This is a genomic window from Streptantibioticus rubrisoli, from assembly GCF_024436055.1.
In the GTDB taxonomy this organism is placed as follows: Bacteria; Actinomycetota; Actinomycetes; order Streptomycetales; family Streptomycetaceae; genus Streptantibioticus_A; species Streptantibioticus_A rubrisoli.
Genome location: NZ_JANFNH010000010.1, coordinates 60,905 through 77,519, shown reverse-complemented (window position 1 = coordinate 77,519; position 16,615 = coordinate 60,905). Strand labels below are relative to the sequence as shown.

The window sequence follows — 16,615 nt, the reverse complement described above, 5'->3', positions numbered from 1 at the left end:
CGCTGATGGAGGCGGCATGAGCCAGGATAAGGGCAGAATCTGAGAACGGGCTCATAACAATCAAGAAACGGACGCAACTCTTGCGCGGGGCGTACGTAATTGACGGGCCGTCAGGTTTTGCTGGGCGGCTGTGGGGTGCATCAGGCTTCGGTAGAGAGGCGGTATGGCCTGTGCAAAGCCCAGCAAACTCTCTTGGAGCGGCGCTCTCGCTGAGTGATGCTGGTCTTCTGGACAGCGCGAAGAGGCGGCGGAGGCGGCATTGCTGCGCAGAGGGCAGGCGCGATCCGTATTGCGCCGCCGGCGTCCGCGGCCCGAGGTGGAGGACGTCGGCCGCTGGCGGCGGTTGTGCCTGGCCGCCTCGACCGGCAGCCATGCCGCCGTGCGGTCACTCTTCACCGAGTTGCGCACCGTTGACGAGCACGGTTCCGTCGAGGACCGCAAGGCCGCGCTGGACGAACTGGTCCGCGCCGCGCCGCGGATCTGGCTGGACCTGGACCGGTACGCCCGCTCTCCGCACGGTGTCACCGGCGCGCACCCGACCGATGACTCGGACCCGCTGCACCTGGTGCTCGCCTCGTTCGACCGGGACGGCCGGATCCGGCAGGCCGCCGTCGAGCGGCTGGCCCGGCGCAGCGGCCGGTACGTGGCCAGCGCGCTGGCACTGCGCACCGACGACTGGGTGCCCGCGGTGCGCGAGCGCGCGGTGACCGCGCTGCTGGGGCACGTCGCCCCCGACGAGGCCGCCGCGGCGGTCCGGCTGCTCGCCCGGCTGGACCGGCGCCGCCGCGCCGCGGGCGTGCTGGAGAGCTACCGGGCCGCGCTGTCCGTGCCCGAGCGGCGCCGCACCGTGCGCAGGCTGGCCGCGGAGTCCGATCCGCACGCCCGCCGCTTCGGTGTGGAACTCGCCCTGGAACTGGGCGAGTACGTCCGCGGCGACCTGGCCCGTACCGCGCTGCACGACCGGGACCAGGTGTGCCGGACGCTGTGCGCGGCGCGGCTGCTGGAGCTGGACCCTGATCAGGCGGGACGGCTGATGTGGGCCCGGTCGGCGGCGGTACGGGAGTTGGCGGTCGCCGCGTTGCCGGACGACGTGCCCTCCGCGCGGCTGGTCGGGCCGCTGGCCGACCGGTCCCGGATGGTGCGCGCCCAGGCCCGGTGGAAGCTGTACAAGCGCGGGGAGCCGCCGGTCGACGTGTACCGCAGGCAACTGCGGCGCTGCGGCCGGGCCACCCAGCCGCGACTGGTCGCGGGGCTCGCGGCCGGTCTCGGGGAGTGCGGCGACTCCTCCGACCTGCCGATGCTCCAGGTGCTGGCGGCCGACACCACCTGGGCGCCGGTGGCGCGTCGGGCCGCGGTACGGGCGCTGGGGCGGCTGGCGCAGCCGCCGGAGCGGGTCGCGGTACTGGCCCCGCTGGTGGGCGACGTCTCGCCGAGCGTGGCCCGGGAGACGTTGGACGTGCTGGCCGCGGCCGAGTGCGCGACGCCGCAGGCGCTGGCGGCGGGGCTGGCGCGGCCCGAGACACCGGTGTGGAAGGCGGCGCTGCGGGCGGCACGGACCCTGGCGCACTGGGACCGGCTGGAGTTCGTGTTGCGCGCCGCCGCCGATCCGCGTCCGCCGGTGGCCGAGCGGGCCCGGGCGGAGTCGCGGCGCTGGACGCACGCCCGGTGGCCGGGTGGGGCCGCCGATCCGGCCCAACTGCGGCTGATCGGCGGGCTGTTGCGGCAGGCGTCGCTGCCGGAGCCGGATCGGGCTGGCGTCGAGTGGGTGCTGCGGTCGGCGGCGCGGGTGAGCCGTCTGCCGTGATCCCTTATGCCGTGGCGCAGTTGGGGCACAGGCCCCGATAGGTCACCTCGACCTCGGAGACGGTGAAGCCGAACCGCTCGGAGGAGGGCAGGTGGGCGAGCGGGTCACCGCTGGGGTGCACATCGCGGATGGTGCCGCACCGGGAGCACACCAGGTGCTGGTGCGGGCGGTGGGCGTTGGGGTCGTAGCGCTTGGCGCGGCCGTCGGTCGACACCTCTATGACCTCGCCGATCGAGACCAGTTCGCCGAGGGTGTTGTAGACGGTCGCACGGGAGATCTCGGGCAACCGGGCGGCGGCGCGCGCGTGCACCTCGTCGGCGGTGAGGTGCACGTGATCTCCGTCGAGCACCTCGGCGACGACCCGGCGCTGCGCGGTCAGCCGCCAGCCACGTCCGCGAAGTCGTTGCAGCAGGTCACTCATACCCACCAGTTTAACAGCGCGGGATCCGGAATCTGAATCGGTATGAGCTTGATCCTTATCTTGACTTAGACTCTGTCTAGTGTAGGATCGCTTCTGGCGACAGCCGAGGGGACAGGACGAGTCCAGGGAGACGAAGTGACGGTTCAGGAGACGGGCCCGCTGACCACCGAGTCCGGCGCCCCGGTGGCGGACAACCAGAACAGCGAGCAGGCGGGCGTCGGTGGTCCGGTGCTGGTGCAGGACCAGGTGCTGCTGGAGAAGCTCGCCCACTTCAACCGGGAACGCATTCCGGAGCGGATCGTGCACGCGCGTGGCGCCGGTGCGTACGGCACCTTCACGGTGACCGCGGATGTCACCCAGTACACCCGCGCGAAGTTCCTGTCCGAGATCGGCAAGCGGACCGAGGTCTTCCTGCGTTTTTCGACCGTCGCGGGCAACCTGGGCTCGGCCGACGCGGTGCGTGACCCGCGCGGCTTCGCGGTGAAGTTCTACACCGAGGACGGCAACTACGACCTGGTCGGCAACAACACGCCGGTCTTCTTCATCAAGGACGCCATCAAGTTCCCGGACTTCATCCACACCCAGAAGCGCGACCCGTACACCGGCTCCCAGGAGGCGGACAACGTATGGGACTTCTGGAGCCTGAGCCCGGAGTCGACGCACCAGGTGACCTGGCTGTTCGGCGACCGAGGTATCCCGGCCTCGTACCGGCACATGCACGGGTACGGCTCGCACACGTTCCAGTGGAACAACGAGGCGGGCGAGGTCTTCTGGGTCAAGTACCACTTCAAGACCGACCAGGGCATCAGGAACCTGACCGCCGAACAGGCCGCCAAGCTGGCCGGTGAGGACCCCGACAGCCACCAGCGCGACCTGCGCACCGCCATCGAGCGCGGCGAGTTCCCGAGTTGGACCGTGCAGGTGCAGATCATGCCCGCGGCCGAGGCGGCCACCTACCGCTTCAACCCGTTCGACCTGACCAAGGTCTGGCCGCACGAGGACTACCCGCCGATCACCATCGGCACCCTGGAGCTGAACCGGAACCCCGAGAACATCTTCGCCGAGGTCGAGCAGTCGATCTTCTCCCCGGCACACTTCGTGCCCGGCATAGGCCCGTCCCCGGACAAGATGCTCCAGGGCCGCCTGTTCGCCTACGGCGACGCGCACCGCTACCGGGTCGGCATCAACGCCGACCACCTGCCGGTGAACCGGCCGCACGCCACCGAGGCGCGCACCAACAGCCGCGACGGCTTCCTGTACGACGGCCGGCACGGCCGGGCGAAGAACTACGAGCCGAACAGCTTCGGCGGCCCGACCCAGACCGGACGCCCGCTGTGGCAGCCGATCCCGGTCACCGGCCTGACGGGCGGCCACGCGGCCGCCGCGCACGCCGAGGACGACGACTTCGTCCAGGCGGGCAACCTCTACCGCCTGATGTCCGAGGACGAGAAGGCCCGCCTGATCGACAACCTCGCGGGCTTCATCGCCAAGGTCTCCCGCGATGACATCGTCGAGCGGGCGATCGGCAACTTCCGCCAGGCGGACGCTGACTACGGCAAGCGGCTGGAAGCCGCGGTCCAGGCCCTACGTGGCTGATCCGGGCGCTTGCCGTGGTGAAGAGGCCGCAGCCGCAAGGCTGCGGCCTCTTCGGCTCAGACGATCGCCGCCTGCTCCGCGGTCACTTGGACCCGGCCGCGGGTCCAGCAGCCGATGATGTCCCGAACCGACACCACCCCCACGGGTGCCTGGTCGTCCAGGACGATCAGGTGGCGGAAGCCGCCGCGGACCATCGCGGCCGCCGCCTCCTCCAGGGTCCACTCCGGGGCCGCGAACACCACGTCGGTGGTGGTGTGGGCGTGCGCCGCCTCCTCGTCGGGGTTCATGCCGTCGCCGATGGCGTTGAGGATGTCGCGCTCGGTGAGGATGCCGAGTCCGCAGGTGTCGGGATCGAGGACCACGGCCGAGCCGACCCGGCGGGCGGACATCAGTCTGGCCGCCTGGCGCAGGGTGTGGGCGGGGCCGATGGTGAGGATGACGGAGCTCATGGCGTCGCGGACCAGCATGGGGGACCCCCAGAGAGAATTCACAAGTTCACAAGCTGGTGGATTCTCATGTTCACATGTCCCCGGAGCGACGGACAAGGGGCGTGCGGGGTTACCGGGGCTCGTGCGGGGTCACACAGCTCAGCGCGTGGGATTCAGGTAGCGGAGCAACTCCTCGTGCAACAACCCGTTGGACGCCGCCGCGTTCTGCCCGTAGGGACCCGGCACCCCGCCCAGGTCGGTGAACCGCCCGCCCGCCTCCCGGACGATCACCGAGGGCGCCGCCATGTCCCACACGCTCAACTCGGGCTCCGCGCAGATGTCCACCGAGCCCTCGGCCACCATCATGTACGACCAGAAGTCGCCGTACGCCCGGGTGCGCCAGCAGGCCCTGGTCAGGTCCAGCAGCCCGTCCAGCCGCCCGCGCTCCTCCCAGCCGCTCAGCGAGGAGTACGACAGCGAGGCGTCGGAGAGCCGGTCCACCCCGGAGACACGCAGTCGGGTCGCCGCCGACAGACTGCGCCCGGTGTACGCCCCGCCGCCCTTCACCGCCCACCAGCGGCGGCCCAGCGCGGGCGCCGACACCACGCCTACCACCCCATCGTCCCCCTCGGGCCCGCCCTCGCCGCGCACCGACAGGGCGATCAGGGTCGCCCACACGGGCACGCCGCGCACATAGTTCTTGGTGCCGTCGATCGGGTCGATGATCCAGCGCCGGGCGCCGCCGCCCTCGGTGCCGTACTCCTCGCCCAACACCGCGTCGCGCGGCCGGGCCCGCTGCAACTGGCTTCGGATCAGCTCCTCGGCGGCCTTGTCGGCCTCGCTCACCGGCGTCATGTCGGGCTTGGTCTCGACCTTCAGGTCGAGCGCCTTGAAGCGTTCGATGGTCACGGCGTCGGCGGCGTCCGCCAGAATGTGGGCGAGGCGCAGGTCGTCGTAGAAGTCGGGCATGTGCGAACAGTAGCGATCAGGGCCCGGCCCCGGCTACGTGGTGTGGTGGCCGAGGCGTGTCCATCCCCATGACGGCGGTCTTGACACCCGTCCTGGGCGAGTCAATTCTTGCCGCACCGCACCGCTCGTGCCATGAACTCGCGCCCGGCCGCGCACCGGCCCCGGCGCTGGTGCTTGGAGGCCGTGATGCCTACAGCGCGTGACTCCTTACTGAACGCGGCGCTGTCCGCGCTCGACGTACGGGCCTGGAGTTCGGTCCGCATGGTCGACGTGGCCGCCGCGGCCGGGGTCTCCCGGCAGACGCTCTACAACGAGTTCGGCACCAAGGAGGGGCTCGCCAGGGCGCTGGCCCGGCGCGAGACCGAGGAGTTCCTGGCCGGGGTCGACCAGGCGCTGGCCGCCGCCAGGCAGCACGACGCGGACCCCGCCGACTGCCTGGCCGCCGCCACCGCCTGGACGCTGCGCACCGCGCGCCGCAGCCCGCTGGTGCGCGCCGCCATCACCGGCTGCCGCACCGACCGGCTGCCCACCGCCGTCCAGCTCCCGGCCGATGAGCTGGTCCGCACGTTACGGGACCGGGTGGCCGCGGTACTCGACCCGCAGCGCGGGCCGACGGGCGCCGGATGGGTGTACGAGGCGGCGGTGCGGCTCGCGGTGTCGTACGTGGTGGCGCCCGCGACCTCGGACGAGGACGCCTGTGCGCAGGTGGCGCGGCTCGTCCGGGGGCTGGGCGCGGCCAGCGGTCCGAACTGACCGCGAGCTCAGGGGGTTTGGGGGCTTGCCCCCGAACGGGAGCGAGACCTCACAGCGGAAGCTTGAAGCCGATGTGGCTGGCCTGGAAGCCCAACTTCTCGTAGAAGCGGTGCGCGTCGAGCCGGGTGACGTCCGAAGTGAGCTGCACCAGCGCGCAGCGGTGCTCCCTCGCCCGGGCCACGCACCACTCGATGAGCCGGGAGCCGAGCCCGCTGCCGCGCTCGGTGCCGCTGACCCGTACCCCCTCGATCTGGGCACGGGTGGCGCCCTTGCGGGACAGTCCGGGCAGATACGTCAACTGCGCGGTGCCGACCACCTCTCCAGCCCGGTCCGCCACCACCAGCAACTGGTGCGGGTCACCGTCGAGTTCGGCGAACGCCGCCCGGTACGGGCGCAGGTCGTCCGGGGACTCACGGGTGGCGCCGAGTTCGTCGTCGGCGAGCAGGGCCACGATCGCCGGAATGTCGTCGGCGGTGGCACGGCGAATGGTGATCTCGTCCATGGGGCGCATCCCATCATCCGCCGCGCGCTGGCGCACGCCCCGGGGCGCGATCAGTGCGCCGAACCGGACAGTTGGAGGCCCACCACGCCCACCAACACGAAGGCGACGGAGACCAGTTTGAGGGTGCTGACCACATCGCCGAGGAAGACCATGCCGTAGATCGCGGTACCCGCGCCGCCGATGCCGGTCCACACCGCGTACGCCGCGCCCACGTCCAGTTTCTTCAGCGACAGCGTCAACAGGCCGAAACTGCCCAGTGCGAAGCTGGCGAAGGCGATGGTGGGCCACAGCCGCGTGAAGCCGTGGGAGAGCTTGAGGCAGACGGCGAAGCCGGTCTCCAGCAGTCCGGCCACCACGACGAGCAGCCATGCCATAAGCGCGCCTCCCGTTCCGCACCGCGTGCCGCCGGACCTCCGTCCTAGTCGATCATCACACAAACGGTGCGGCGAAGCCGGTCGATTCGGTCGATCCGGCGCCCTGGGACCAGCTCAGTCGCCCTCGCGGCGCTCCCGGGTGGCCAGCAGCCGGCGCAGCGAGTTGAGCCGGGCCGGTTCCGCGTGCCCGCCGGCCACCCAGGCGTCCAGGGCGCAGTCCGGCTCGTCATGGCTGCACGCCCGCGGGCACTCCGCGGTGCCCGGTTCCAGATCGGGGAAGGCGTGGATCACCCGGGACGGGTCGACATGGTGCAGCCCGAAGGACCGCACGCCCGGGGTGTCGATCACCCAGCCGCCGATGTCCCCGGGCAGCGGCAGCGCGAGCGCCGAGGTGGTGGTGTGGCGGCCCCGGCCGGTCACCGCGTTGACGTCTCCGGTGGCTCGCGCGTACTCCGGCACCAGGGCGTTGACCAGCGTGGTCTTGCCGACCCCGCTGTGCCCGACGCAGGCGGTGATCTGTCCGACCAGCCGCTCGCGCACCTCGTCGGCCGCCGCGCCCTCCAACTCGTCGCGCCGGGTGACCACATAGCGGATGCCCAGCGGCGCGTAGGTCTCCAACAGCGGTTCCGCCGGGGCGAGATCGGACTTGGTCAGGATCAACAGCGGTTCCAGACCGGCGTCGTAGGCCGCCACCAGGCAGCGGTCGATCAGCCGGGGCCGCGGCTCGGGGTCGGCGAGCGCGGTGACGATCGCCAACTGGTCGGCGTTGGCCACCACCACCCGCTCGTAGGGGTCGTCGTCGTCCGCCGTCCTGCGCAGCACCGAGGTGCGCTCCCGCACCCGGACAATCCGGGCCAGGGTGTCCTTGTCGCCCGACAGGTCACCGACGATGTCCACCCGGTCGCCCACCGCGATGCCCTTGCGGCCCAGTTCGCGGGCCTTCATCGCGGTGACCCGGCGGTCCTCGACCAGGCAGGTGATCCGGCCCCGGTCCACGGTGAGCACGAAGCCCTCGGCCGCGTCCTCGTGCTTGGGGCGGATCCGGGTGCGCGGGCGGCTGCCCTTCCTGCCGGGACGTACCCGCACGTCCTCTTCGTCGGTGTCCTTGCCGTAGCGCCGCATGGCCGGGGGTCAGGCTCCCTGTTCGGCCAGCGCGTCGCCGCTGGCGGCGCGCGAGAGCATTCCGGCCCACAGCTGCGGGAAGTCCGGCAGCGTCTTGGCGGTGGTGGCCACGTTCTCCACCAGCACGCCCTCGACCACCAGGCCGAGCACCGCCGCGGCGGTGGCCAGTCGGTGATCCTCGTAGGTGTGGAAGACACCGCCGCGCAGGGTGCGCGGACGGATCCGCAGACCGTCCTCGGTCTCGGTGACGTCGCCGCCCAGCTCGTTCAACTCCTTTGCCAGCGCGGCCAGTCGGTCCGTCTCGTGCAGCCGCAGGTGCGCGATGCCGCGCAGTACCGACTCGGAGTCGGCCAGCGCCGCGACGGCCGCGATCACCGGGGTCAGCTCGCCGACCTCGTGCAGATCGGCGTCGATGCCCTGGATCCGGCCGGTGCCGGTGAAGGTCAGACCGCGCTCGTCCAGGGTGTACTTCCCACCCATCCGGGTGAAGATCTCGCGCAGCGCGTCTCCGGGCTGGGTGGTGTGCGTCGGCCAGTCGGGGACGGTCACCCGGCCGCCGGTGACCAGCGCGGCGGCCAGGAACGGCGCCGCGTTCGACAGGTCGGGCTCGATGGTCAGGTCCCGGCCGAGCAGCGCGCTGGGGTCCACCCGCCAGACGTTGGGCTCGCCGCCGCCCTCGGGGGAGTCCACCTTGGCCCCGGCCAGCCGCAGCATGTCGACGGTCATCCGGATGTGCGGCAGCGACGGCAGGGTCGCCCCGGTGTGCCGCAGCTCCACGCCCTGGTTGAAGCGCGGGGCGGACAGCAGGAGGGCGCTGATGAACTGCGAGGACGAGGAGGCGTCCACGTTCACCCGGCCGCCGGCCAGCGAACCGCTGCCGTGGACGGTCATCGGCAGCGCGCCGCGGCCCTCGTCGTCGATCCGGGCGCCGAGGGCGCGCAGCGCGTCGATCACACCGTGCAGCGGGCGCTCATGGCTGCGCGGGTCGCCGTCGAACGTCACGGGCCCGTCGGCCAGCGCCGCCACCGGCGGCAGGAAGCGCATCACCGTACCGGCGTTGCCGACGTCGACCCGGGCCGGGCCGTGCAGGCCCGCCGGGATGACCCGCCAGGCCTCCCCTGCGGTGCTGGAGGCGCTGGACGAGACGACCTCCTCGATGCCGACGCCGAGGGCACGCAGTGCCTCCGCCATCAGCAGGGTGTCCCGGCTGCGCAGCGGTCGCCGCAGCCAGCCGGGCTCGGAGGCGAGCGCGGCGAGTACCAGGGCGCGGTTGGTGACCGACTTGGATCCGGGCACGGTGACGTTCGCGTCGACTGCGCCGGATGCGGTCGGTGCGGGCCAGTGGGCGGTGTCCGCGGGAATACCGGTCATGGGAAGCAACTCTAGTGGCTGCCCGAAGGGGAGGATCTTGATCAGATCGGCCGAAATCTGGGTGAAACAGAGACTTGGTATGAGCCTACGGGAGCATGACCCGCTGCGTGCGGCACCGGGTGACGCCGGTCACCAGCCGGATCCCATCCCCAGTAGCCAGCGCCCGCCGCCGATCAGCGAGCACAGCGCCACCGCGTGGAACAGCACCAGCCACATCGCGGCCGGTACCTGGGTCAGCCGGGCCAACTGGTCCGCGTCGGAGTCGGGCGCTCCTCCGCGCCGCCGCTTGCCCTGTAGTTCGAACACCGGCCGCACCCCGCCCAGCAGCAGGAACCACACCACCAGATACCCGAACGCCGCCTGCGTGGCGGCCCCGGTCAGCCAGGAGACCAGGAAGAACGCGCCGCCGGCGAGCAGCACCGTCAGCACCCCGTAGGCGTTCCTGATCATCACCAGCATCGCCGCCAGCAGCGCCACCGCCCCCCACAGCAGTGCCGTTATGTGCCCGGCCGCCAGCAGCCAGGCGCCGCCGAGCCCCAGCAGCGAAGGCGCCGTGTAGCCCGCGGCGGCGGTGAACACCATGCCGAGGCCGTGCGGCTTGCCACGGGAGACGGTCAGGCCGGAGGTGTCCGAGTGCAGCTGGATGCCCTCCAGGCGGCGGCCCATGAGCAGGGCCACCAGGCCGTGGCCGCCCTCGTGCGCGATGGTCACGGCGTTGCGTGTGACGTGCCACACGTTGTGCGGTATGACCGCGGCCAGGGCGATCACCCCGGTCAGCCAGACCAGCCACATCGGCGGGTCGGGCTGGGTGCCGATGACCCGGTCCCATACGTCGGTGATGCTCTTGATGTCCATCGTTCCCCTGCGACGCGCGGCGCCGCCCGGCTGGTTCCGGAACGGGCGGCGGGCCTTCGACTATAGGGGCGCCCAGCGCCTTCGACTGAGGGTGGCGGCGGGCGACGGGTGGGATCCGTGGCAGTGTTGCACTCATGTGCGGGCGATACGCGGCGAGCCGTAAACCCGAAGACCTGGTGGGGATCTTCGACGTGCGCAAGTGGGAGACGACCGAGGCGCTGGAACCCAACTACAACATCGCGCCGACCGACACCGTCCACGCGGTGCTGGAGCGGCCGGAGAAGGGTTCCTCGTCACCGGTTCCGGTACGCCAACTCAGGGCGCTGCGCTGGGGGCTCGTACCGTCTTGGGCCAAGTCCCCGGACGGCGCGGCGAAGTTGATCAACGCGCGGGCCGAGACCGTGCACGAGAAGCCCTCGTTCCGCGGCGCCTTCGCGGCCCGGCGCTGTCTGCTGCCCGCGGACGGCTACTTCGAGTGGGTCACCGGCAGCCAGGAGCGCCAGCTGGAGGAGAAGGGGCTGCGCAAGCGGCCGCGCAAGCAGCCCTACTTCGTCACCCCGGCCGACGGCTCGGTGCTGGCGATGGCGGGGCTGTACGAGTTCTGGCGGGACCGCACCCTGCCCGACGACCATCCACGGGCGTGGTGGGTGACCTGCACGGTGGTCACCACGGCGGCGGAGACCACGCCGTTGGCGCAGGTCAGCGCCGGTGGACCGAGGTCGCTGGCCGACATCCACCCGCGGATGCCGCTGGCGCTGCCGCCGGAGCGGTGGGACGCCTGGCTCGACCCGGCGGTCAGCGACACGGAGGTGCTGCGTGAGCTGCTGGCGCCTCCGCCGCCTGGGATGATGCGGGCATATCCGGTGACCACCGCGGTCAGCAACGTCCGCAACAACGGACCGGAGCTGCTGGAGCCGCTGCCCGCCCCGGAAGAGGAGACGTTGTTTTGAACGTTTCGAGCACCTCGACGAGCACCTGTGAGCTGGTCGCCACGCCGGTCGGCGACGCCCGCGTCACCTGGCACCCCGCCGCCCGCCCGCACACCGTGCTGGCCCTGGGCCACGGCGCCGGAGGCGGCATCGAGGCCCGCGACCTGCGGGCGCTGGCCGCCGCACTGCCACCGCACGGGGTCACCGTCGCCCTCGTGGAGCAGCCCTGGCGGGTGGCGGGCAAGAAGGTGGCGCCCGCGCCCGGCACCCTGGACACCGCCTGGCGGGCACTGTGGCCCGCGCTGACCCGGCCCGGCCTGCCGGTGGTCGCGGGCGGGCGCAGTGCCGGGGCGCGGGTGGCCTGCCGTACGGCGGACGGCCTGGGGGCGAAGGCGGTGCTGGCGCTGTCCTTTCCGCTGCATCCGCCGGGCAGGCACGACCGGTCCCGGGCGGACGAGCTGCTCGCCGTCAAGGTTCCGGTACTGGTCGTCCAGGGCGGACGCGACCCGTTCGGCCACCCCGAGGAGTTCCCGCCGGACGTCGCTCCCGTCGAAGTCCCTTACGGCGACCACGGTTTCGCGGTCCCGAAGCGGGCGCCCTGCGGCCAGGAGGAGGCGTTGGAGCTCCTCACCTCGGCGGTCGTCAACTGGCTCCGGTGACCTCCGGGTGTGCCCCGAAGCCCCGGTCCACGGCCGGATTCGGGCAAGGGGGGAATGACGGGCGCACCCCCCGTGTTGACCGAGTCGACGTGAACGTCGATGAGGAAGGCTGCCGAATGGGTTCAGTCGTATGCCAGGCCCGCGCGGAGGCCCCGTACCTGTCCTGGCCACAGTGGACGACCGACGGGGGCGCGTCCGGCGGCCTGGTTGGGTCCGAGATATTCTCCGAATCGGACGATGCCGTCCAGCGCATCGCCACGGTGGCGGAGGAGGTGGGTCCGGTCGCAGGGACCGAGAACGGCACGTCGGACGATCAGCCGCAGCCGCGTTCCGCTGAGCCGCAGGCGCTTTCCGAGTCGCCCGGCGAGCGCAACGCGCGCTTCGAGCGAGACGCGCTTGCCTTCCTCGACCAGATGTACTCCGCCGCGCTGCGCATGACCCGCAACGCGGCCGACGCCGAGGATCTGGTGCAGGAGACGTACGCCAAGGCGTACGCGTCGTTCCACCAGTTCCGTGAGGGCACCAATCTGAAGGCCTGGCTCTACCGCATCCTCACCAACACCTTCATCAACTCCTACCGCAAGAAGCAGCGTGAGCCACAGCGCAGCGCCACGGAGGAGATCGAGGACTGGCAGCTCGCCCGTGCCGAGTCGCACATGTCCACCGGGCTGCGCTCCGCCGAGTCGCAGGCACTGGACCACCTGCCGGACTCGGATGTGAAGGCCGCGCTGCAGTCGATCCCGGAGGAGTTTCGGATCGCGGTGTACCTGGCTGATGTAGAGGGCTTTGCCTACAAGGAGATCGCCCACATCATGGGTACTCCCATCGGCACGGTGATGTCCCGGTTGCACCGCGGACGGCGCCAACTGCGCGGTCTGCTGGAGGACTACGCGCGCGAGCGCGGGCTCGTGCCTGCCGGTGCGGGCACTGTGGCGGGGGAGTCGCACGATCGGAAAGGCTCGGATACATGAGCTGCGGCAACCCGCACGAGACGGACTGCTCCGAGGTGTTGGACCACCTCTACGAGTACCTCGACAGCGAGATGTCCGAGGGGGACCGGCACAAGCTGGAGGAGCACTTCGGAGAGTGCCATCCGTGCCTGGAGAAGTACGGCTTGGAGCAGGCCGTGAAGAAGCTGGTCAAGCGGTGCTGCGGGCATGACGACGTGCCCGGCGACCTGCGCTCGAAGGTGCTCACCCGGATCGAGTTGATCCGCTCCGGCGAGATCGGCCCGGTCACCGAGGCGCCGGTGGAGTCACCCTCGTCGGCGAAGGCCGTCGAGCCCGATCAGGGCCGCCCGCAGACCACTTCATAGCCGTCCGGCTCACCGCACCCCCGCAACGGGCGCGGTCGGCCCTCGATGCCCGGTGCCCCGGGCCGAGGGCGGACCGCGCCCGTTGTGCGCTGCCCTGGGATGAACTCGCCGGTAATGAGCGGCCTGTCACGGCAACGTGGTTGGATGCGCTCACGGGGAGGGTAGGGGCGGGGCGAGGAGGAGTGGTGGCCGTCGAAATCCAGGCGGAAATGGTGGCGAATGTATGGCAGGTTGTCGCTGAGGAAGGCGACGATGTGGCGGAGGGGGACACCGTGCTGGTCCTGGAGTCGATGAAGATGGAGATTCCGGTGCTCGCCGAGACGGCGGGCGTGGTCGCCGAGGTCAAGGTGGCCGAAGGCGATGTGGTGCAGGAAGGCGACGTACTGGCCGTGATCGTGTGACGCACGACGGCTGACCCCGTCAACGCCGAGCGCGGACGGCCCACCCCTTCGGCGTCACCGAACCCCAGTGAGTAGCAGGACGAGCAACCGGCAGGCGGGAATCGTGAGGATCTTCGGCAGAGTGCGGCACCGGCCCTCCGCCACGTGGCGGCAGGCCACCGACCGCGCGTTCACGCTGATCGACGACGGGCGTTACGAGGACGCGGGCGCGTTGCTCACCCGCGCCGCCGACCTGGAACCGTGGCTACCGGAGTCCTGGTACAACCTGGCCCTGCTGCACAAGTTCCGGCACGACTGGGAGCAGGCGCGCGCCGCCGGACTGCGCGCCGTGGCACTGCTGGACCGTGACTCCGGTGCCCCCGACTGGTGGAACATCGGCATCGCCGCCACCGCCCTGCAGGACTGGCCGCTGGCCCGCCGCGCCTGGCAGGCCTACGGCCTGCGGATGCCCGCCGCCCAGTCCTCGGCGGCGTCCTCCCCGTCCTCCGAGGCGCCGGTGCGGATGGAGCTGGGCAGCGCCGCCGTGCGGCTGTCGCCGGAGGGCGAGGCGGAGGTCGTGTGGGGCCGCAGGCTGGATCCGGCCCGGCTGGAGGTGCTGAGCATCCCGCTGCCGTCCTCCGGGCGGCGCTGGGGCGAGGTGGTGCTGCACGACGGCGTACCGCACGGCGAGCGGGTGGCCGCCGACGGCGGGGCGTTCCCGGTCTTCGACGAGATCGAGCTGTGGGCGCCGTCCCCGGTGCCGACCTGGCTGGTGCTGCTGGAGGCGGCCACCGAGGCCGACCGGGACGCGCTGGAACGATTGGCCGCCGACGCCGGGTACGCGGCGGAGGACTGGTCGTCCTCGGTACGGCTGCTGTGCCGCACCTGCTCGGAGAGCAGGATGCCCACCGACGACGGCTCCGACGCCTCCCGTGACCCGCACGACAAGGGCGAACCCGGCCATCCCGGCCATCTGTCGCACCGCAGCCCGGGGGCGCTGTGGGTGCCGGAGCGCGAGTGCGGGATCGCCGCCCCGGCGGGGCTGGTGCGCGGCCTGCTGGAGAGCTGGGTGGCGGACAGTCCGGACACCCGGGACTGGCGCGATCTGGAAGAGGTCTGCTGATCACGTGGCGCGGACCCGCCGGCCCGTACGGGTGACCGTACCCTTGACTGGCAGAACCGTCAGGACCAGGAAGGCGCACCGCAGACCATGACCCAGCAGGACCAGGCCGAGCAGCGGTCGGAGTTCATCGACGACACCACGGACGCCGAGGCCCGGGAAGCGGCTCACCGCGAGCGCGGCACGGTACGGCCGATCACCGTGGTCGGCAACCCCGTGCTGCACAAGCCGTGCCAGACGGTGACCGAGTTCGACGACAAGCTCGCCGCGCTCATCGACGACATGTTCGCCAGCCAGCGGGCCGCCGAGGGCGTCGGCCTCGCCGCCAACCAGATCGGCGTGGACCAGCGGGTCTTCGTCTACGACTGCCCGGACGACGACGGTGTGCGGCACGTCGGCCATGTGGTCAACCCGGTGCTCGACGAACTCCCCGCGGAGCGGCGGGTGTTGGACGACTCCAACGAGGGCTGCCTGTCCGTCCCCGGCGCCTACATGGAGCTGGCCCGCCCCGACTACGCGGTGGTGCGCGGCCAGGACATGCACGGCAACCCGATCGCCGTGCAGGGCTCCGGCTACTTCGCCCGCTGCCTCCAGCACGAGACCGACCACCTCAACGGCTACCTCTACATCGACCGCCTCTCCAAGCGCGAACGCAAGGACGTGCTGCGGCAGATGGCCGAGGGCACCCCCAAGTACGCGACGGTGCCCAACGACTGACGGGTACGGCCGCCACCCAATGGGGTGATCCGTGGTTCACCCGCACGTCAGGGGCAGGTGAACCGGCTAGCTTTTTCGCGACCGCGGCGGTGAGGCGACTCGCGAGGAGCGGCGGTCATGGCCGCACGGATCTGGGGGATGCGCAGCCCATGACCAGTTGCCCCGACGAGGAGTTACGGTCGTCGTTCGACGAGGTCTTCTGCGCGCTGCTGCCCCGGCTGTACCGCAGGGCGGTGCTGTTGACCGGGTCGCACGCGGCCGAGGACGCGGTCCACGAGGCGTACCTCAAGCTGGTGGGCAAGCCACAGCGGCTCCTAGCGCATCCGGAGCCGTACGCCTACGCGTTCAGCACGCTGGTGAGCGTGGTGCGCGACGGCTACCGGCGCGGCAGCAAGCAGGTGCTGGTGGCCGAGCCGAGGGAGCCGTGCGCCGAGGGCTGGGACGGTGGGTTCGAGGAGCGCGCCGCCGAGCTCGAAGCGGTGCGCCTGCTGGGCCGGTTGTCGGTTCGGCAGGCGGGCGTCGTCATACTCATCGACCTGGACGGGTACACCATTGACCAGGCGGCCGAGGCGCTGAAGCTGCACCGCGGGACCGTCTCCCGGTCCCGCGCGCGGGCGTTGGACAAACTGCGGCGCCTGCTGGCAGACCACCAGTAGTGAGCCCCGGAAGGGCGGGAGGACCATGGGCCGCAACACAGCGCACGACGACATCGCGGCGGCGTTACGGGACCGCCTGCGCGCCGCGGACCAGGAGATCGTCCCGCCCGCCGGGCTGTGGGAGCGGGTCAGTACACCGCCCACCACGGCACCTGCCCGCCAACCCGGGCAGCGGCGGCGGGCGTGGTACGCGGCCGTGTCGGCGGCGGCGATCGTGGCGGCCGTCGCGCTGATCGCCGTGGGCGCCTGGTGGTTGGAGCGCTCGGGACAGTCGCCGCCCGCCGTACCGGCACCGGCGGCGACGCTGACCGTCTACAACGCGGAGACGCCCTGCGAGCCGCTGCGCACCATGGAGTGCGCGCTGCGGCTGGCCCGCGACCCCTACGCGCCCTACGCCTCCGCCGCCAACTCGGCGGGCAAGGTCTGGCACGGTGACCGGCTGGCCGCGATCTGCGTGATCATCGACGGCACCCTGGTACAGGACGAGAGCGGCATCACGTCCACCCGCTGGTACCTGGTGAGCACACCGGAGGGAACGCGCGGCTGGCTGCCGGGAGTTCGCACCCGCAACACCACCGACATCCGCGCCTGCACCCCGAACGAGGCCCGCGTCCGCTGACCGGACACGGGCCTCGCAGCGAGGG

General features: G+C 71.6%; 20 protein-coding genes. 12 read left to right on the top strand and 8 right to left on the bottom strand.

Translation table 11 applies throughout. The features are described from left to right. Positions 1 to 316 precede the first annotated feature (316 nt). Positions 317 to 1,804, top strand: coding sequence for a hypothetical protein (locus NON19_RS12825; protein WP_255927474.1), 1,488 nt, complete (start codon positions 317 to 319; stop codon positions 1,802 to 1,804). 4 nt (positions 1,805 to 1,808) lie between these two features. Here NON19_RS12825 and NON19_RS12820 read toward each other — a convergent pair whose 3' ends face one another. Continuing rightward, positions 1,809 to 2,225, bottom strand: coding sequence for a Fur family transcriptional regulator (locus tag NON19_RS12820; protein ID WP_255927472.1), 417 nt, complete (start codon positions 2,223 to 2,225; stop codon positions 1,809 to 1,811). 135 nt (positions 2,226 to 2,360) lie between these two features. Between NON19_RS12820 and NON19_RS12815 the strand changes: the two genes are divergently transcribed. Further along, the gene (locus NON19_RS12815; protein ID WP_255927470.1) at positions 2,361 to 3,821 is read left to right on the top strand and encodes a catalase; all 1,461 of its coding nucleotides are present in this window, start codon (positions 2,361 to 2,363) and stop codon (positions 3,819 to 3,821) included. Positions 3,822 to 3,877: 56 nt separating this feature from the next. Here the strand turns inward: NON19_RS12815 and NON19_RS12810 are convergent, their stop codons facing one another. Next, entirely contained in the window at positions 3,878 to 4,288 is a 411-nt protein-coding gene (locus tag NON19_RS12810) for a CBS domain-containing protein (protein ID WP_255927468.1), read from the bottom strand. A gap of 120 nt (positions 4,289 to 4,408) precedes the next feature. Next, complete coding sequence (gene hisN, locus NON19_RS12805) at positions 4,409 to 5,218, bottom strand: histidinol-phosphatase (protein WP_255927466.1); 810 nt, start codon at positions 5,216 to 5,218, stop codon at positions 4,409 to 4,411. 186 nt (positions 5,219 to 5,404) lie between these two features. Here hisN and NON19_RS12800 point away from each other — a divergent pair, with 186 nt between their 5' ends. Next, positions 5,405 to 5,971 carry a TetR/AcrR family transcriptional regulator gene (locus tag NON19_RS12800; RefSeq protein ID WP_255927464.1) on the top strand — a complete coding sequence of 189 codons (567 nt, stop codon included), beginning with the start codon at positions 5,405 to 5,407 and terminating at the stop codon, positions 5,969 to 5,971. A 49-nt stretch (positions 5,972 to 6,020) separates the two neighbouring features. On the opposite strand, the gene NON19_RS12795 is transcribed toward NON19_RS12800, so the two are convergent. The 5 genes from NON19_RS12795 to NON19_RS12775 all read right to left on the bottom strand — a co-directional run bounded on the left by NON19_RS12795 (position 6,021) and on the right by NON19_RS12775 (position 10,195). Then, positions 6,021 to 6,473 carry a GNAT family N-acetyltransferase gene (locus tag NON19_RS12795; RefSeq protein WP_255927462.1) on the bottom strand — a complete coding sequence of 151 codons (453 nt, stop codon included), beginning with the start codon at positions 6,471 to 6,473 and terminating at the stop codon, positions 6,021 to 6,023. Between the two features lie 50 nt (positions 6,474 to 6,523). After that, entirely contained in the window at positions 6,524 to 6,847 is a 324-nt protein-coding gene (locus tag NON19_RS12790; RefSeq protein WP_255927460.1) for a DMT family transporter, read from the bottom strand. Between the two features lie 114 nt (positions 6,848 to 6,961). Beyond that, positions 6,962 to 7,969: a ribosome small subunit-dependent GTPase A gene (rsgA, locus tag NON19_RS12785; RefSeq protein ID WP_255927458.1), complete on the bottom strand. Its 1,008-nt coding sequence runs from the start codon at positions 7,967 to 7,969 to the stop codon at positions 6,962 to 6,964. Between the two features lie 9 nt (positions 7,970 to 7,978). Further along, complete coding sequence (gene aroA, locus NON19_RS12780) at positions 7,979 to 9,340, bottom strand: 3-phosphoshikimate 1-carboxyvinyltransferase (protein WP_255927457.1); 1,362 nt, start codon at positions 9,338 to 9,340, stop codon at positions 7,979 to 7,981. Positions 9,341 to 9,469: 129 nt separating this feature from the next. Continuing rightward, positions 9,470 to 10,195, bottom strand: coding sequence for a M50 family metallopeptidase (locus NON19_RS12775; RefSeq protein WP_255927455.1), 726 nt, complete (start codon positions 10,193 to 10,195; stop codon positions 9,470 to 9,472). 134 nt (positions 10,196 to 10,329) lie between these two features. Here NON19_RS12775 and NON19_RS12770 point away from each other — a divergent pair, with 134 nt between their 5' ends. From NON19_RS12770 to NON19_RS12730, 9 genes are all read left to right on the top strand, one after another. After that, positions 10,330 to 11,145, top strand: coding sequence for an SOS response-associated peptidase (locus tag NON19_RS12770; RefSeq protein ID WP_255927453.1), 816 nt, complete (start codon positions 10,330 to 10,332; stop codon positions 11,143 to 11,145). Further along, a complete protein-coding gene (locus tag NON19_RS12765) occupies positions 11,142 to 11,783 on the top strand; it encodes an alpha/beta hydrolase family protein (protein WP_255927451.1) in 642 nt (213 codons plus the stop codon). The genes NON19_RS12770 and NON19_RS12765 overlap by 4 nt, the downstream gene beginning before the upstream one ends. Before the next feature lie 116 nt (positions 11,784 to 11,899). Next, positions 11,900 to 12,754: a sigma-70 family RNA polymerase sigma factor gene (locus tag NON19_RS12760; protein ID WP_255927449.1), complete on the top strand. Its 855-nt coding sequence runs from the start codon at positions 11,900 to 11,902 to the stop codon at positions 12,752 to 12,754. Further along, positions 12,751 to 13,098 carry a mycothiol system anti-sigma-R factor gene (rsrA, locus tag NON19_RS12755; RefSeq protein ID WP_255927447.1) on the top strand — a complete coding sequence of 116 codons (348 nt, stop codon included), beginning with the start codon at positions 12,751 to 12,753 and terminating at the stop codon, positions 13,096 to 13,098. The genes NON19_RS12760 and rsrA overlap by 4 nt, the downstream gene beginning before the upstream one ends. Positions 13,099 to 13,283: 185 nt before the next feature. Next, positions 13,284 to 13,499 carry a biotin/lipoyl-binding carrier protein gene (locus NON19_RS12750; protein ID WP_255927445.1) on the top strand — a complete coding sequence of 72 codons (216 nt, stop codon included), beginning with the start codon at positions 13,284 to 13,286 and terminating at the stop codon, positions 13,497 to 13,499. A gap of 103 nt (positions 13,500 to 13,602) precedes the next feature. Further along, entirely contained in the window at positions 13,603 to 14,601 is a 999-nt protein-coding gene (locus NON19_RS12745; protein WP_255927443.1) for a tetratricopeptide repeat protein, read from the top strand. An 87-nt stretch (positions 14,602 to 14,688) separates the two neighbouring features. Beyond that, entirely contained in the window at positions 14,689 to 15,315 is a 627-nt protein-coding gene (gene def / locus NON19_RS12740) for a peptide deformylase (protein ID WP_255927441.1), read from the top strand. Between the two features lie 149 nt (positions 15,316 to 15,464). Further along, on the top strand, positions 15,465 to 15,971 hold the full coding sequence (locus NON19_RS12735) for an RNA polymerase sigma factor (protein ID WP_255927440.1): 507 nt from the start codon (positions 15,465 to 15,467) through the stop codon (positions 15,969 to 15,971). Between the two features lie 25 nt (positions 15,972 to 15,996). Beyond that, positions 15,997 to 16,590: a hypothetical protein gene (locus tag NON19_RS12730; RefSeq protein ID WP_255927439.1), complete on the top strand. Its 594-nt coding sequence runs from the start codon at positions 15,997 to 15,999 to the stop codon at positions 16,588 to 16,590. The last annotated feature ends 25 nt before the right edge of the window (positions 16,591 to 16,615 follow it).

Excerpts from the sequence above, each read along its gene's own strand:
- rsgA (WP_255927458.1), bottom strand. The coding sequence starts at position 7,969 with ATGCGGCGCTACGGCAAGGACACCGACGAAGAGGACGTGCGGGTACGT.
- NON19_RS12795 (WP_255927462.1), bottom strand. The coding sequence starts at position 6,473 with ATGGACGAGATCACCATTCGCCGTGCCACCGCCGACGACATTCCGGCG.
- rsrA (WP_255927447.1), top strand. The coding sequence starts at position 12,751 with ATGAGCTGCGGCAACCCGCACGAGACGGACTGCTCCGAGGTGTTGGAC.
- NON19_RS12735 (WP_255927440.1), top strand. The coding sequence starts at position 15,465 with ATGACCAGTTGCCCCGACGAGGAGTTACGGTCGTCGTTCGACGAGGTC.
- hisN (WP_255927466.1), bottom strand. The coding sequence starts at position 5,218 with ATGCCCGACTTCTACGACGACCTGCGCCTCGCCCACATTCTGGCGGAC.
- NON19_RS12790 (WP_255927460.1), bottom strand. The coding sequence starts at position 6,847 with ATGGCATGGCTGCTCGTCGTGGTGGCCGGACTGCTGGAGACCGGCTTC.
- def (WP_255927441.1), top strand. The coding sequence starts at position 14,689 with ATGACCCAGCAGGACCAGGCCGAGCAGCGGTCGGAGTTCATCGACGAC.
- NON19_RS12800 (WP_255927464.1), top strand. The coding sequence starts at position 5,405 with ATGCCTACAGCGCGTGACTCCTTACTGAACGCGGCGCTGTCCGCGCTC.
- NON19_RS12770 (WP_255927453.1), top strand. The coding sequence starts at position 10,330 with ATGTGCGGGCGATACGCGGCGAGCCGTAAACCCGAAGACCTGGTGGGG.
- NON19_RS12760 (WP_255927449.1), top strand. The coding sequence starts at position 11,900 with ATGGGTTCAGTCGTATGCCAGGCCCGCGCGGAGGCCCCGTACCTGTCC.
- NON19_RS12810 (WP_255927468.1), bottom strand. The coding sequence starts at position 4,288 with ATGCTGGTCCGCGACGCCATGAGCTCCGTCATCCTCACCATCGGCCCC.
- NON19_RS12775 (WP_255927455.1), bottom strand. The coding sequence starts at position 10,195 with ATGGACATCAAGAGCATCACCGACGTATGGGACCGGGTCATCGGCACC.
- aroA (WP_255927457.1), bottom strand. The coding sequence starts at position 9,340 with ATGACCGGTATTCCCGCGGACACCGCCCACTGGCCCGCACCGACCGCA.
- NON19_RS12730 (WP_255927439.1), top strand. The coding sequence starts at position 15,997 with ATGGGCCGCAACACAGCGCACGACGACATCGCGGCGGCGTTACGGGAC.
- NON19_RS12820 (WP_255927472.1), bottom strand. The coding sequence starts at position 2,225 with ATGAGTGACCTGCTGCAACGACTTCGCGGACGTGGCTGGCGGCTGACC.